The sequence below is a fragment of the Micromonospora nigra genome (assembly GCF_900091585.1).
GTDB classification, from domain to species: Bacteria; Actinomycetota; Actinomycetes; order Mycobacteriales; family Micromonosporaceae; genus Micromonospora; species Micromonospora nigra.
In genome coordinates this window covers 5,499,009-5,513,623 of record NZ_FMHT01000003.1, presented here as the reverse complement: position 1 = coordinate 5,513,623, position 14,615 = coordinate 5,499,009, and the positions used below count along the sequence as shown (strand labels likewise).

Annotated in this window: 12 protein-coding genes; 3 read left to right on the top strand and 9 right to left on the bottom strand. The window is 68.5% G+C overall.

Features of this window, described 5'->3' with window-relative positions; genetic code table 11:
• Positions 1-524: 524 nt before the first annotated feature.
• A complete protein-coding gene (locus tag GA0070616_RS24270) occupies positions 525-1,376 on the top strand; it encodes a helix-turn-helix domain-containing protein (protein ID WP_091087801.1) in 852 nt (283 codons plus the stop codon).
• 152 nt (positions 1,377-1,528) lie between these two features.
• On the top strand, positions 1,529-2,179 hold the full coding sequence (locus tag GA0070616_RS24265) for a MerR family transcriptional regulator (protein ID WP_091087798.1): 651 nt from the start codon (positions 1,529-1,531) through the stop codon (positions 2,177-2,179).
• A gap of 61 nt (positions 2,180-2,240) precedes the next feature.
• Here GA0070616_RS24265 and GA0070616_RS24260 read toward each other — a convergent pair whose 3' ends face one another.
• The 9 genes from GA0070616_RS24260 to GA0070616_RS24225 form a co-directional block, all read right to left on the bottom strand.
• Entirely contained in the window at positions 2,241-3,050 is an 810-nt protein-coding gene (locus GA0070616_RS24260) for a TIGR03084 family metal-binding protein (protein WP_091087796.1), read from the bottom strand.
• A gap of 312 nt (positions 3,051-3,362) precedes the next feature.
• Positions 3,363-4,676 (bottom strand): family 43 glycosylhydrolase, encoded by a 1,314-nt coding sequence (locus GA0070616_RS24255; RefSeq protein ID WP_245712879.1) that lies wholly within the window; start codon positions 4,674-4,676, stop codon positions 3,363-3,365.
• Between the two features lie 333 nt (positions 4,677-5,009).
• Complete coding sequence (locus tag GA0070616_RS29020; protein ID WP_245712878.1) at positions 5,010-5,441, bottom strand: AbfB domain-containing protein; 432 nt, start codon at positions 5,439-5,441, stop codon at positions 5,010-5,012.
• A complete protein-coding gene (locus tag GA0070616_RS24250) occupies positions 5,387-6,403 on the bottom strand; it encodes a glycoside hydrolase family 43 protein (protein WP_245712877.1) in 1,017 nt (338 codons plus the stop codon). The genes GA0070616_RS29020 and GA0070616_RS24250 overlap by 55 nt, the downstream gene beginning before the upstream one ends.
• A 79-nt stretch (positions 6,404-6,482) precedes the next feature.
• A complete protein-coding gene (locus tag GA0070616_RS24245) occupies positions 6,483-7,814 on the bottom strand; it encodes a family 43 glycosylhydrolase (protein ID WP_425412970.1) in 1,332 nt (443 codons plus the stop codon).
• A 653-nt stretch (positions 7,815-8,467) separates the two neighbouring features.
• Positions 8,468-10,012 (bottom strand): arabinosylfuranosidase ArfA, encoded by a 1,545-nt coding sequence (gene arfA / locus GA0070616_RS24240; protein ID WP_091087788.1) that lies wholly within the window; start codon positions 10,010-10,012, stop codon positions 8,468-8,470.
• 55 nt (positions 10,013-10,067) lie between these two features.
• Entirely contained in the window at positions 10,068-10,943 is an 876-nt protein-coding gene (locus tag GA0070616_RS24235) for a carbohydrate ABC transporter permease (protein WP_091087786.1), read from the bottom strand.
• Entirely contained in the window at positions 10,940-11,845 is a 906-nt protein-coding gene (locus GA0070616_RS24230; RefSeq protein ID WP_245712876.1) for a carbohydrate ABC transporter permease, read from the bottom strand. The genes GA0070616_RS24235 and GA0070616_RS24230 overlap by 4 nt, the downstream gene beginning before the upstream one ends.
• Before the next feature lie 35 nt (positions 11,846-11,880).
• Positions 11,881-13,233: an ABC transporter substrate-binding protein gene (locus GA0070616_RS24225; RefSeq protein ID WP_175440192.1), complete on the bottom strand. Its 1,353-nt coding sequence runs from the start codon at positions 13,231-13,233 to the stop codon at positions 11,881-11,883.
• 258 nt (positions 13,234-13,491) lie between these two features.
• On the opposite strand from GA0070616_RS24225, the gene GA0070616_RS24220 reads away from it, so the two are divergent.
• On the top strand, positions 13,492-14,532 hold the full coding sequence (locus tag GA0070616_RS24220) for a LacI family DNA-binding transcriptional regulator (protein WP_091087778.1): 1,041 nt from the start codon (positions 13,492-13,494) through the stop codon (positions 14,530-14,532).
• Positions 14,533-14,615 lie beyond the last annotated feature (83 nt).

Genomic DNA, 14,615 nt, shown 5'->3' with positions numbered 1-14,615 from the left:
CTACCTCGGCGGGCGACCCGCAAGCGACCGCATTCCCACGCCCGACGGGCCACCCGATCGATCAAGACGTCGGTACAGCCAGGCCGACAGCGTTAAGCCGGAAATAGCCCACCTTATCGCTACTTTCGACCACGCTTCCGCATGGCGGACTGACCCCTATGCTTCAACCTCGGAAGTGGAAAGTAGATCGTACGGCTATCCGCATACGGTCGGTAAGCAATACCGCTTAAGTGAAGGTTAAGACGCTGATCAAGGGGTCCTCCCCTCTTCAAAGTTGCGAAGCGTGGGAAGCCCGTTCACACAGTATTGTCAACGGGTCTACGTTCGACTAACCTCGACTCCGAGGCAGAGACAATCCTTCGGACGAAAGTTAGCGGGAGCCTCAGTGGAATTGTCGCCCACATGTCTGCGATTGCTGGGCCGATAACCGCGGACGACACCTTTGTATAACCTTTACAGTAGGACGCCCGTCGCCACCCCGCCGCAATTCAACCCGTCCGACATCCGGGTCGATGGGAGGTAACATGGAGCAGTCGATCGAACATGCCGTCAACCGAGCGATCGCCACCATGCGCGAAAAACTGGACGAACAACTCACAGTGGACGACATGGCACGAGCCGCCATGTTCAGCAAGTTCCACTTCACCCGCATCTTCCAGCGTGCCACCGGGGTCTCCCCTGGCCGGTTCCTGTCGGCCCTCCGCCTGCAACGGGCCAAGCACCTGCTGGTCTCCACGTCCCTCAACGTCGCCGACATCAGCCTCCAGGTGGGCTACAACAGCGTCGGCACCTTCAGCACCCGCTTCACCAGGAGCATCGGCATGTCGCCGACGACCTACCGCCGCCGCGCGGGTTTCGCGGCGCAGATTCCCATCGACTCCGGGCTTCAGCAGGGACAGCCGTCCACGTCCCGCGTGCACGGGGAGATGCGGATGCCCGTGGGCCCCACCCCTGGTGCCGTCTTCCTGGGCCTGTTCGCCAACCGGATCCCCGAGGGCCGTCCGGTGCGCTGCACCGTCCTGACCGGGCCCGGCCCGTACAGCTTCGAGGCGGTGCCGCCGGGCACCTGGCACCTGCTGTCGCAGTCCGCCGCGGAGCCGGACGGGCCCGCCACGGAACTCGGCGAGACCGACCGGCAGATCCTGGTCGCCAGCGAGGGGCCACTGGAGTTCGGCTACGACACCGACCTCAGGGTCGACCTCACCTTCCAGCCGACCCGACAGATCGACCCGCCGGTGCTGCTGGCATTGCTCGACAGCCGTCAGCAGGCACTCGCCCGGGTCGCCGCCGATTCGTCGCACCCCGTACCGACGAATTCCCTCGCCACGCCCGGGCCGATCGTCAACCGGATGCCCCGGCCCGCGAAGGCGGCCTGAGCCCTCGCCTGCAGCGCCGCCAGCCCCACACCACGCAGCCCCGTGAGGGCCGGACGACCGCGGTGCCCCGCCACAGCACCCGGTCGCCGGATCGTCGGTCATGCACCGGCGTGAAAGTCTTGAGCGGTTAGGTCGGTTCACCTGGGGGGAACATGCGCATCTCAGACCTATGTAGACAGACAGGCGTACCCGTCGCCACAATCAAGTTCTACCTGCGCGAGGGTCTGCTGCCACCAGGCGAACCCACCGGCCGCAACCAGGCCCAGTACGGCGAGGCGCACCGACGACAACTCTGGCTCATCCGAGCCTTCACCAACATCGGCCAGCTCGAACTCTCCGCGGTCGGCGAACTCCTCAAGGCCATCGAGGACGACCTGCCGTGGCCCGAATTGTACGATGTTGTCAACCGGGCGCTGTTCCCCGAAGAGGCGGCGGACCGCACCACCGGCGAGATGACCCGGGCACACGCGGAGATCGACCGGTTCTTCGAAGATCTCAACTGGCAGATCAGGGAGAGCACACCGGGCAGGAACCGGCTCGCCGAGGTTCTCGCCGCGATGAAGCGGCTCGGGTGTGACTCAGGGGTGGACTTCTTCCTCCCCCTGGCGCAGGCCGCGGAGAGCCTGACAGCACACGAGATGGACCAGCTCCCCACCGAGACGGCCGCTGACGACCGCGCAGCGGCCGTCGCGCGTACGGTCCTGCTCGACGCGGCGTTCGCCGCTCTCCGGCGGATGGCCCAGGAACACGTCGTGACCCAGCGCCTCGGTGCGGTGCCGGGCGACAAGGACCCGACCGAATGACCGACCGAAAGTCCGGTGGCCCTGACCCGCACGGGTCAGGGCCACCGGACTTCGGCACGTCCTACGCGGCGGCGGCGTCGCGTTCCGCGAACTGCCCCGGCCTCCGGCCCGGCCCGGCGGGGCCCCGGTACGCCTGGGCGATGTCGAGCCAACGGTCCGCGAGGTCACCCTCCGCCCGCAGCGCCAGGTCGTCCCGGTGCCGGCGGCGGGTGACGAGCAGGCAGAGGTCCACCGCCGGGCCGGTGACCCGCTGCTCGCCGTCGGCCGGGCCGAACTCCCACCGCTGCCCGGACGGCGCGGTCAGCTCGAACCGGAACTCCGCCGCCGGCACGTCCAGGCCCCGGGCAAGGTAGCCGAAGTCCCAGGTACGCACGGCGAAGGCCACCAGGTGGCCCACCCGGTCGGTGTGGACCCTCCGGACGCCGAGCGCGTCGGCCACGTCCTGGCCGTGCGCGAACAACTCCATCATGCCGGCTGCCGCGAGGATGCCGGCCGGCAGCGGTCGCACCAGCCACGGCACCGGCTCGCCGACCGGGTGGGCCGCCAGGGCCCGCTCGGCCCGCGACCGTTCCTCCTGCCACCGCTTGAACAGGACGTCCGGCTCCTCGGCCAGGAACTCCGCCAGCGCGGCGTCCACGTTGTTGTTGAAGTCAGGACCGAGCCGGGACATCACCGCCGCGAACTGCTCCGGGTTGGCCGCCGAGAGGGCCGCGAGCCGGAAGGTCGCCGCGAGGTGGGCGATCTGGTGGGCCACCGTCCATCCCGGAGCGGGAGTGGGCGTGCGCCAGCCCTCCGGGTCCAGGCCGGCCACCAGGGCGTCCACCTCATCGCCGGCCGCGACCAGGTCGGTGTACACGTTCGGGTTCAACACGCCGCTACCCCTCTCCTCATGATCGGATCGTCCGGGGCGCGTGTCGAAACCTGCCGTGGGCACCGGTTCCGGCACCCACCGCCGCGCTCATGTCCGGACAAATCGATCATGCTGGTCGGCGTTGCGGCACGTCATCTCTGCATGTGCTCGCCGCGAACGCAGCCCGATCGAAGGGGCCCGCGGCGAACCGGGCACCGGCCGGAGGGCCGCGTCGCGACCCGCCAGCACCAGAACCGCCGCATGCGGCGATGGTCCCGGCGGGCACCTGCGGTGCCCACCGGGACCATCTGCATCAGTACACGTAGGGCCGCATCAGTACACGTAGGGCCAGGCGTCGGCGTCGTAGCCGATGCGGTTGATGCCGAGCAGCGACACACCGTTGTCGGCGTAGTAGTGGTAGAACAGGTGGTCACCGTCACTGTCGGCGAGGAACGCCTGGTGACCGGGGCCGTGGATGCTGCCGTGCGAGGCGAGGACCTGCGTGCCCCCACCGGAGAGCATGTCCCGGCCGGCGCGGTCGACGAACGGCCCGGTCGGGCTCGTCGACCGGCCCACCATGATGCGGTACGTGCTGCTGGCGCCCTGGCAGCAGCGGTCGAACGAGACGTACAGGTAGTACCAGGCGCCACGCTTGACGATGACGGGTGCCTCGATGCCAGGGCCGTAGTTGGCGAGACTGTGCATCGACGTGCCGAGCCGGCGACCGGTGGCCGGATCGATCTGGATCATCTTGAGCCCCGACCAGAAGGAGCCGAAGCTCAGCCACCATCGGCCCTGGTCGTCAACGACGAGGTTCGGGTCGATCGCGTTGTAGTTGTCCGACGTCCGGGACTCGATGACGAGACCCTCGTTGGTCCAGCTTCCGGAGGCACCGGTGGTGCTGGTGGCCAGGAAGATCGCCGAGCGGTTGGAGCCGAAGGTCGACGCCGAGTAGTACAGGTAGTAGCGACCGTTGTGGTAGGACAGGTCCGGTGCCCACAGGTTGCGCGCGCCGTCGGTGTACGTGGTGGTCCACGGCGCCCCGTTGGGGAAGACCGCGCCGGCGTTGCGGTAGGTGATCCGGTCGGTGGAGGTCTTCAACGCGACGTTGTCGCCGGTGTGCGCGACGAGGTAGGTGCCGTCGGGTCGCTTGACCACGGTCGGGTCGTGCAGGCGGACGTCCCCGGAGACCCTGCCGGGCTGCGGGTAGGCCGGCGGCGGGGTGCCGGTCGGTGGGGTGGTGGTCGGCGGGGCGGTGGTCGGTGTTCCGCCGCCGAGCCGGACGAGCTGCCACTGCTGGTTCGCGCCGTCGACATTCGAGTACGCCGCCAACCGACCACCGTCAGCCGTCGACCACTCCCACAGATCGATGACCTTGCCCGACTCCCGGTTCACGAACCGCACGAACCCACCAGCAGAATCCTCCAACCGGAACTGCTGCGTCCCCGACCCCCGATCACTCGACTGCACCAACTGGGTACCGTCGGCCGCACTCGGCAACTCCAACACCTTCCCACTGTGCCGCGACCGCACCTTGTAGAACCCACCACCAGCATCCACAAACTGCCACTGCTGCACCGCAAGATCATTACGCGACCACTGGTTCACCGGCGCACCCTCCGCCGTCGACCAGTCATACAAATCCATCGCCTTACCACTGTGCCGATTCACGAACACATACGACGCCGACGTGTCCACCGTCGCCGCCGACGCCGACGGCAACCCGAACACCACCCCCACACCCCCAACACCACCACCACCGCACCCGCCACCAACGCCCGCCACCCACGCCATCGCGAACCCACCCGCGACACCCGATCCATCTCCATCGAAACCCTCCTTCGTCAGTTCGGTGTTGCACCGGCGAACCTCACCCACCTGTCGCGGTGAGGCCCGTGTCGTTTCGCAGCGAGCGGAGAACCGCGGGGCCGGTGCCCGACGTCGTCGGCCGCTGCGATCACCGGCCCCGCGGCGTGCTGCTCAGTAACCGATGTGGAACGTGGCGTCCGCGCGGTCCACCGCGCTCGACGACGCGCTCAGCGGGTCGATGCGCAGGACGTAGTTGGCGTGGCGGAGGTAGTGGTCGGGAAAGTTGTGCGAGCGGAACGAGGTCCATCCGCCGTCGGCGAGGCCGGCGGTGCGATGGAAGGTGGCGTCGGCGGCGAACCCGGAGGAGCCGTCGTTGGCGGCCAGGCCGACCACGTAGTTGCTGTGGCGCAGGTAGTGGCCGGGGTAGTTGACCGACTCGAACGACACACCCGAGGAACTCGCCAGGCCGGGCCGCAGCCGCCACTGCGCGTCGGCGTACGGATCGAACGGGTAGGGGTCGATCCGCGCCGCGTTGTCGGCGTGGCGGATCAGGTGGTCGGGGAAGTTGTAGGACTTGATCCGGTTCCAGGCCGGTGCCCCCACCGGGACAGCATCGCGGCGTGCTCGGCGGCGGTGATCGGTGCGATGGTGGGGTGCTTGGCGTTGAGCGGCTGGGTGAACCGCTCCTTGCCGAGTGGCGCCCAGCCGTTGCTGTTGATGTCGCCGCTGCGCCACACGTAGAGCTCGCCGTTGTTCGGGGCGAACGAGTCGCCCCAGAGGAACCATTCGTTGCGGTCGTTGGCCTTGACCACGATGGGGGCCTCGATGCCGCCGTTGACCACGCCACTGGTGTACGTGCCGCGGTCGAAGCTCCGCGGGGCGAGACTGCCGGACCGGGCCCCGTAGAGCCGGCCGTCGGCGAAGCTCTTGTAGTACAGGTAGTTCGTCCCGTTCCCGACGTGCATGGTGGCGTCCAGCACGTCGAAGCCCGGGTCGAAGTAGAGCTGGGGGGCGCTGACCGTACGGAAGTCGGTGGTGTAGTTGACGTAGAAGGCGTCCCGGTTGTTGTTCCTGGCGGAGTACAGGATCCCGTACTGGCCCCGCGAGGCGTCCCAGAACGCCTCCGGTGCCCAGGTGTGGGTCGGCATCGTGTGCATCCGCACCCGTCGGTAGCCGGTGAAGCTACGCAGGTCAGGCGAGTCCCAGATGTGGATGTACTGGTTCTGCCGGGTGAAGTCGGTGCCCTTGAGGTCGGTGGCGAGCACGACGAAGGTGTTGTCCTGCTTGCGCATGATGAACGGGTCGCGCAGGCCGCCGGTGCCGCCGGTGGGGGTGACGACCGGCCCGTTCTGGTTGAGCGGGGTCCAGTGCAGCCCGTCGGTGCTGATCGCCAGGTGCAGACCGTAGTTGTCGGCCACCGAGGACGGTGATTCGGTGAAGTAGCCCATGACGTAGCCGCCGTACGTCGGGGCGGCCCGGGCCGCGGTGCCGCGGAACAGGATGCCGGTGCCGGCGGCCAGCGCCGCGGAGGCTCCGCCGGCCAGCAGAGTGCGTCGAGAGAGCATCGATGTACTCACTTCCGACCCGATGCAGCGGGTCTGCGGTGGGTTCGAGGGGGCGTGGAGGCCACGCGGTACGGCTGGTTCATTCGCCCGAGGGGGCGGTGAGGGTCACCCCGAGTCGGGCGGGCGTGCCGAAGTTGGGGGTACCGTCGGCGTTCCAGGTGAACTTCTGCGCCCGGGTGGACCGGTTCATGTCGCAGCCGCCGCCGGCGGAGTCGTTGGCGTGGTAGACGATCCAGTCCTCGGTGCCGTCGGGTGAGGTGAAGAACCCGTTGTGGCCCGGTGCGTAGACGCTGTTGGCGTCACTGCGCTGGAAGACCGGGTTCGGCGCCTTGGTCCAGTGCGCCGGGTTGAGGGGGTTGCTGCCGGTGAAGGTGAGCAGGCCGAGCTTGTAGTCCGGGCCCCAGCAGGCGCTCGCCGAGTAGACGATCATCGTGCGCCCGTTGTGGTAGAGCGGCTCCGGCCCCTCGTTGACCGGGTGGGTCTGCCGCTCCCAGGGCAGGGTCGGGGAACTCAACCGAACCCGGTTGCCGCTGAGCGTCCACGGGTTGCTCATCGGCGTGATGAACAGGCTCTGCCCGTAGCTGCCACCCGGGTTGTACGTACCCATCAGGTAGAGCCGGTTGTTGACCGTCAGGATGCTCGCGTCGAGTTGCCAGTCGTTGCCGAGGTCCGCCTTGAACGTGTACGGGCCCATCGGGTCGGTGCCGGCGCTCTCCAGCACGTGCAGTCGCTGGGTGGGGTTGAAGTCGGACACGTTCTGCCCCGCGGTGTAGTAGAAGTACCACCGCGGTCCGTTCGGGCCGTCGATCAGGTGGAACTCCGGCGCCCACATGTTGCAGCAGCCGTTCGGCCGCCCGGCCAGGTTGAAGATCACCTGCTCCTGGGCGGTCGCCAAGCCGGCCAGGGTGGTGGACCGACGCATGGTGATCGTCGAGTTCCACGTCGTCGTCGCCAGGTAGTACACGCCGTTGTGGACCCGCAACCACGGGTCGGGGCCGTTGCGCTTGATCGGGTTCGTGAACGTGCGGGTGCCGCCGCCGAGCCGGACGAGCTGCCACTGCTGGTTCGCGCCGTCGACATTCGAGTACGCCGCCAACCGACCACCGTCAGCCGTCGACCACTCCCACAGATCGATGACCTTGCCCGACTCCCGGTTCACGAACCGCACGAACCCACCAGCAGAATCCTCCAACCGGAACTGCTGCGTCCCCGACCCCCGATCACTCGACTGCACCAACTGGGTACCGTCGGCCGCACTCGGCAACTCCAACACCTTCCCACTGTGCCGCGACCGCACCTTGTAGAACCCACCACCAGCATCCACAAACTGCCACTGCTGCACCGCAAGATCATTACGCGACCACTGGTTCACCGGCGCACCCTCCGCCGTCGACCAGTCATACAAATCCATCGCCTTACCACTGTGCCGATTCACGAACACATACGACGCCGACGTGTCCACCGTCGCCGCCGACGCCGACGGCAACCCGAACACCACCCCCACACCCCCAACACCACCACCACCGCACCCGCCACCAACGCCCGCCACCCACGCCATCGCGAACCCACCCGCGACACCCGATCCATCTCCATCGAAACCCTCCTCTGATTGGTCGGCCCGCCGGGGCGCCGAGTCGTGATCCCCGGCGAGCGATGCACGGGGCCGCGAGCGGCCGCCCATGCCGGTGGCCCGAACCGGCCACAGTCGCGCCGTCACGCGGGGGCGAACGCCTGCCGGCAAGCACGGCAGCGGCGTTACACCTGCGTTAACAGCAAGTGTTCGCGTTAACATCGGAGCTTGTCAAGAAGAGGCCCACATCGATCTACACGGGCGCGAACGGGTGAAGACGGAATTGCGCGGTGAGGCACGGCGCAGTCACTCAACGCAGGTCCCCGAGGGCCGCGAGCGCCAGTCGACGGACGCGAAGGCGAGTCCGGCACCGTCGGTGCGTGCCGGACGTCGCCCCCGCGGTGATCGGCGGAGCCGCGGTGATCGGCGCCCCCGCTGTTACCGGCGGGGCCGCCGACGAGGTTCCCGGGCGGGGCCGGGCGGCGGTCGGTCGGTCAGCTCCCGGCCTCGGGTCGACCGCCCGAAGCCACGGACAGCCGGACGGCCGTCCACGACACCGGCGGCAGCACCACCTGTGCGCCGTCGGCGTGCACCGTGACCTGCCGGTGAGGTCGTAACACCACCCGATCCTGGTGCGCCGCGGTGTTGGTGGCGCGGACGTCGTCGTCGTACAGCGTCGAGGCCTCCACGCTCCGGGCACCGGCACCGGCACCGAAGCGACTCAGGTCGATGGTGAGCTCCACCGGTCGGTGGTGGTCGCGGTTGACGACGAAGACCGCCACGTCGCCCGTCGCCGCATCGTGGGTGGCGACCGCGTCGACCACCGACGCCTCGCCGTAGCGGTCCGTCCGGTACGCCGGGCCGTCGACCACCGTGCGCAGGACGTCCCCGCGGGCCAGCGCGGCCGTACGGGCGAACGGATGGAAGATGGTCTGCCGCCAGGCGGGCCCACCCGGTTCGGTGCGGATCGGGGCGATCACGTTGACCAACTGGGCCTGACACGCCGCGGTGACCCGGTCGCTGTGGCGCAGCAGGGAGATGAGCAGGTTGCCGACGACGACGGCGTCGGCGACGTTGTACTCGTCCTCGATGACCCGTGGGGCGACCCGCCACTCGTCGTGGGGCGGTTGGTTCTGGAACCGGGAGAGGTACCAGACATTCCACTCGTCGAAGGACAACTGGATCTTCTTCTTGCTCCGCAGCCGGGCGCCGATGCTGTCGGCGGTGGCGACCACGCTGTCGACGAAGTGGTCCATGTCGGTGGCGCAGGCGAGGAAGGAGCCGAGGTCACCGTCGTGTTCCTCGTAGTAGGCGTGACACGACACGTGGTCCACCAGGTCGTAGGTGTGTTCCAGGACGGTGGCCTCCCAGGCGCCGAACGTCGGCATGGCGGAGCTGGAACTGCCGCAGACGACCAGTTCCAGGCCCGGTTCGGCCGCGCGCAGCGCCCGGGCGGTCGCGGCGGCGAGCTGCCCGTACGCGTCGGCGTTCTTGTGCCCGAGCTGCCACGGGCCGTCGAGTTCGTTGCCCAGGCACCACATCCGGATGCCGTGTGGCTTGTCGGTGCCGTTGGCCCGGCGCAGGTCCGCCAGGTGGGTGCCGGCGGGGTGGTTGACGTACTCGTGGACGTCGAGGGCCTCCTGCACGCCCCTGGTGCCCAGGTTCACCGCGTACATGATCTCGACGTCGGCCTTGGCGGCCCACCGCGCGAACTCGTCGATGCCGATCTCGTTGGTCTCGATGCTGCGCCAGGCGAGGTCCCGGCGGCGTGGACGCCGTTCCCTCGGGCCGACGCCGTCCTCCCACCGGTATCCGGAGACGAAGTTGCCACCGGGGTAACGGACCGTCGTGACGCCGAGTTCACGGGTCAGGGCCAGCACGTCGGTGCGGAATCCGTCCTCGTCGGCGGACGGGTGGCCGGGCTCGTACAGGCCGGTGTAGACGCACCGTCCCATGTGCTCGACGAAGGTGCCGAAGGTGCGACGGTTGACCGGAGCCACGACGGCCGCGGGGTCGAGCGTCACGTGAGCGATGTGCATTGCTGTCCCTATCGCGGTGGTGGAGTGCTGCGGTCCCGCAGGCACGATGGACGGGTCACTTGAGGGCGCCGATAGTCAGCCCGCCGCGCCAGTACCGCTGTAGCAGCAGGAACGCGGCGATCAGTGGGACGATCGCCACCAGCGAGCCGACGACGATGACGTTGAACAGGGCGGGACCGCCGTTGCCGATGGTCGCCGACAGGTACCACGACCGCAGGCCGACGGTGAGCGGGTAGAGGTTCTGGTCGCTGAGCATCACCAGGGGCAGGAAGAAGTTGTTCCAGGTCGCCACCATCGTGAACAGCAGGACGGTGACCAACGCCGGCCGCATGGCGGGCAGCGCGACGCTGCGGAACACCCGGAACTCGCCCGCGCCGTCGATGCGGGCGGCCTCGAGCATCTCGTCGGGCACCGAGTCGTGGGCGTAGACCCGCAACAGGTAGACGCCGAACGGGTTGAGCAACGAGGGCAGGATCACCGCCCAAACCGAGTCGACGAGACCGGCCTCGGCCATCAGCAGGTACGTCGGCAGCACGAGGGCCGTCGCCGGCACCATGATGAGGCCGAGCAGCAGTGCGAACAGCGCGTTGCGGCCGGGAAAGCGCAGTTTGGCGAAGGCGTACCCGGCCAGCGCGGCGATCGCGGTCGCCCCGATGCCGCTGGCGACGGCGTACAGGGCCGAGTTGCCCAGCCACCGCAGGTAGAGGCCGTCGTCCTGGGTGAACAGCAGCCGGAGGTTGCCGACCAGGTGCGGGTCGGCGAACCACAGCGGGTGCGAGTTGAACAGCCCGTCGTTGTCCTTGGTCGCCGCGACGAGCAGCCACCAGAAGGGCAGCAGGAAGTAGGCGACGAACAGCGCCATGACCGCGTGTGCGGCGACGGCGCCGCTGCGCCGCGCCGGCCGGGTGGCCCTGACAGCCCGGTTGCTCATCGCAGTGCGCTCCTCTTGCGGGTGGCGAACAGGAAGGCGTACGCACCGACGAAGACCACCGCGCCGAGCAGGAAGGAGATCGCCGCCGAGTAGTTGTACTGCTGGTACGAGAACGCCTGGTTGTAGGCGTAGACGTTGGGTGTGTAGCTGTTGGTGATCGCACCGGGGTTCAGGGGTTGCAGGATGAGCGGCTCGGTGAAGAACTGGAGGGTGCCGACGATCGTGAAGACGGTGCACAGCACCAGCGCCGCCGAGATCATCGGTGTCTTGATGCGCAGCGCGATCTGCACCGCCCCCGCACCGTCGATCCTCGCGGACTCGTACACCTCCTTCGGCACGCCCTGGAGCGCGGCGTACAGCACGATCATGTTGTAGCCGGCCCACTGCCAGGTGACGAGGTTGCCCAGCGAGACCAGGACGGTGTCTCCGGCCAGGAAGTCGATTCCGGCGAATCGGAACGGCCCGGTGTTCCGGCTGTAGAGGAAGCCCCACATCAGCGTGCCGATGACGACCGGCACGGCGTACGGGACGAACGCCGCCAGTCGCAGCGTTCGCGCGAAGCGTGAGCCGACGCCGTCGACCAGCAGGGCCAGCACGAGGGCGACACCGATCATCACCGGCGTCTGCACGAGCCCGAAGAGGAGCACCCGCAGCACACCCGACCGGAACTCGGGGTCGCCGAGTGCCTGGCGGTAGTTGTCGGCCGCTGCGAACACCTCGCCCTCCACCAGGGTGGAGCGGTACAGGCTGAGCTTGAACGCGTACGCCATCGGCAGCAGCAGGAACACGACGAGCAGAACCGTGAACGGCGCGACGAACAGCCAGCCGACGCGTGCCTGCTGGTCGAACCGACGCCGTCGGGACCGCCGGTCGCCGGCGGGCGGGACGGGTCCCGCGGCCACCACAGTGGCAGCCGCGGGCACAGGTCCGGGCCTGGTCACTGGGAGACCTTGAAGCCCTGGTTCGACGCGTACGCCGTGATGTTCCGCTGGACGGTGTCGAGCGCGTCCGGCCAGGACGCCTGCTTCTCCACCGCCTGCCCCACGGCGGTGGTCAGTTGGTTGAAGCTGTAGCTGTTGAACGGACTCCAGTCGAACTCCTCGATGCCGTTGTAGGCCGGCACGAACACCTCGTTGACCTTCTGCCCACCGAAGAACTCGTACTCCTTGGTGCGGAAGTAGTCCCACTCCAGGATCGGCGTGGCGGTCGGGAACAGGAACGCCTCGTCGATGCCGATCTTCCAGGCGTCCTTGTTCGCTCCGAAGAGTTCCATGGCGACCCTGGTGGCCTGCTCGGGGTGCTTCGTCTGGTCGGTCACCGCGAACGACGAGCCGCCCCAGTCACCCTGGGCGTTCTCACCGGCCGTCCACTGGGGAAGCGGTGCCGCGCGCCACTTGCCGGCCGTCGTCTTCGCCACGCTCGCCAGGTAGCCGGGGCCCCACCCCGCGGCCAGGTAGGTCGCGTACTTCCCGCTGCCCAACCCGTTGTAGAAATCGGTGGTCCCATATGCGGTGGTGTCGGCCAGACCGCTGTCGACGAGGTCTTCCCAATACGCCATGACTTTCTTCGCAGGATCACTGTTAACGTTCACATCAATGAGCTGTGGATTCGCCACGTCATAGTCGAACGGCCGTGCGCCGGCCTGCCACATCAGCCCGGTCATGAAGCCACCGTCGTTCGCCCCGAAGTCGGTCATGAACACCTCGGGGGCGGCGGCCTTCAGCTTCTGCGCCTGCTCCTTGAACTCCGCCCAGGTCTTCGGCACGCTCAGCCCGAACCGATCGAAGATGTCCTGCCGGTACAGCATCGCCATCGGCCCGGCGTCGACCGGGATCGCATAGACGGAATCGCCGTTGCTGACCTGCTTCCAGGCCCAGTCGACGTAGTTGCCTCTGAGGTCGTTGGCCCCGTACTCACCCAGGTCGACGAGGTGCTTGGTGAGTTGAAAGGTCGGCAGCTCCTGGAACTCGAGCATCACCACGTCGGGCGCACCCTTGCCGGCCTTCAGCGCGGTCTGCAGTTTGGTGTACTGGTCCTGGCCGGTCCCCGCGTTGGTCCACTCGATCCTGATGTCGGTGTGGGTGCGGTTGAACAGGTCGACCACGCCCTGGAAGGCCGGGTACCACGCCCACACTTTGATCGTGACCGGGCCGTCCTGCCTGCCACCGCCGTCCGAACTGCACGCCGCCAGCAGCAGGGCGACAACGACCGCCACCGCCGCCGCCAGCGGCCTGCGTCCCGGAGCCGCCGCCAGCGGCCTGCGTCCTGGACCGGAACTTCTGACCCTCACGTGAATCCTCCATCTGAGATCGGCCACTTCCGCAGCCGATGGGTGGGCCACGAGGACCGGGGCGCGGTGCCGGACACCGCGACCGGCCGGAGCACGGCGTGTCGGCTCCGACACGCGCCGCACCCGGGGCACCCGTGGCACGTCCTGGTATCGTCTTTGCAGCGCTGCAAAGACAGCATGCCCGGCCCATCGATGGACAGCAATAGGAAACGCGCCGGAAACTCGCGGCAGCCTTCGGCGTCGGAGAAGGAGGCCGATATGCGGCGAGATGTCACCCTACGTGAGGTCGCCCAGCTCGCCGGAGTCTCCAGCCGGACGGTGTCCAACGTGGTCAACGGCTACGCGAACGTCACCGAGCCCACCCGTGCCCGGGTCATGCGGGCTGTCGAGCAGCTCGGCTACCGGCCCAACGTGCTGGCCCGCAACCTCGCCCAGGGCCGCTCGGGGCAGATCGCCGTCGTCGTGCCGTATCTCGACACGCCGTACTTCTCGGAGTTGCTCCAGGGCATCATCCGCGCCGCCCGGATGCAGGGGTACAACGTGCTCATCGACCAGACCGACGGCGACCCCGACCACGAGCGGATGCTCATCAGCCACGGTCGCAGCCGGCTGCTCTTCGACGGCGTCATCTTCAGTCCGCTCGGCCTCGACCAGCAGGCCCTGGCCGACCACGACCCCAGTCTCCCGCTGGTGATTCTCGGCGAGCGCGTCAGCCAGGGGACGTTCGACCACATCGGTATCGACGACGTCGCGGCGTCCCGGCAGGCCACCGAACACCTGTTGGACCTCGGCCGCAGGCGCCTCGCCGCGATCGGCGACCAGCCCTACCCCACCGGAGAGGCGGCGCAACTGCGCACGCGCGGGTTCTGTGAGGCGCACGAGCGCCGCGGTGTGACCGTGCACGAGGAACTCGTCATCGCCACCCCGCGCTTCAACCGGGTCGACGGCGCAGGCGCGATGCGGCACCTGCTCGACCTGCCGGATCCGCCGGACGCCGTGTTCTGCTACAGCGACCTCGTCGCGCTGGGCGCGATGCACGTCCTCGCCGCACGCGGCCTGCGGGTGCCCGAGGACGTCGCCGTGATCGGCTACGACGACATCGAGGACGGCGCCTACTCCAACCCGCCGGTGAGCACGATCTCCCCCGACAAGGAGATGATCGCGACGACCGCTGTCGAGCGCGTGCTGCTGCGCATCGCCAGTCGCACGCCGCTGCCCGGCAGGGAACTGCGCGCGCCGCACCGGCTCGTCGTACGCGAGAGCACCGTGGGGCGAGGTGCGGCGAGCCGGGCCGGCTGACCGGCCGCGCGAAGGTCGCGCGGCCGGCCCGTCGGCGTGGGAGCTCGCCCTGCCCCCGCGTGTCGGCCGAGCAGCCGGGGAAC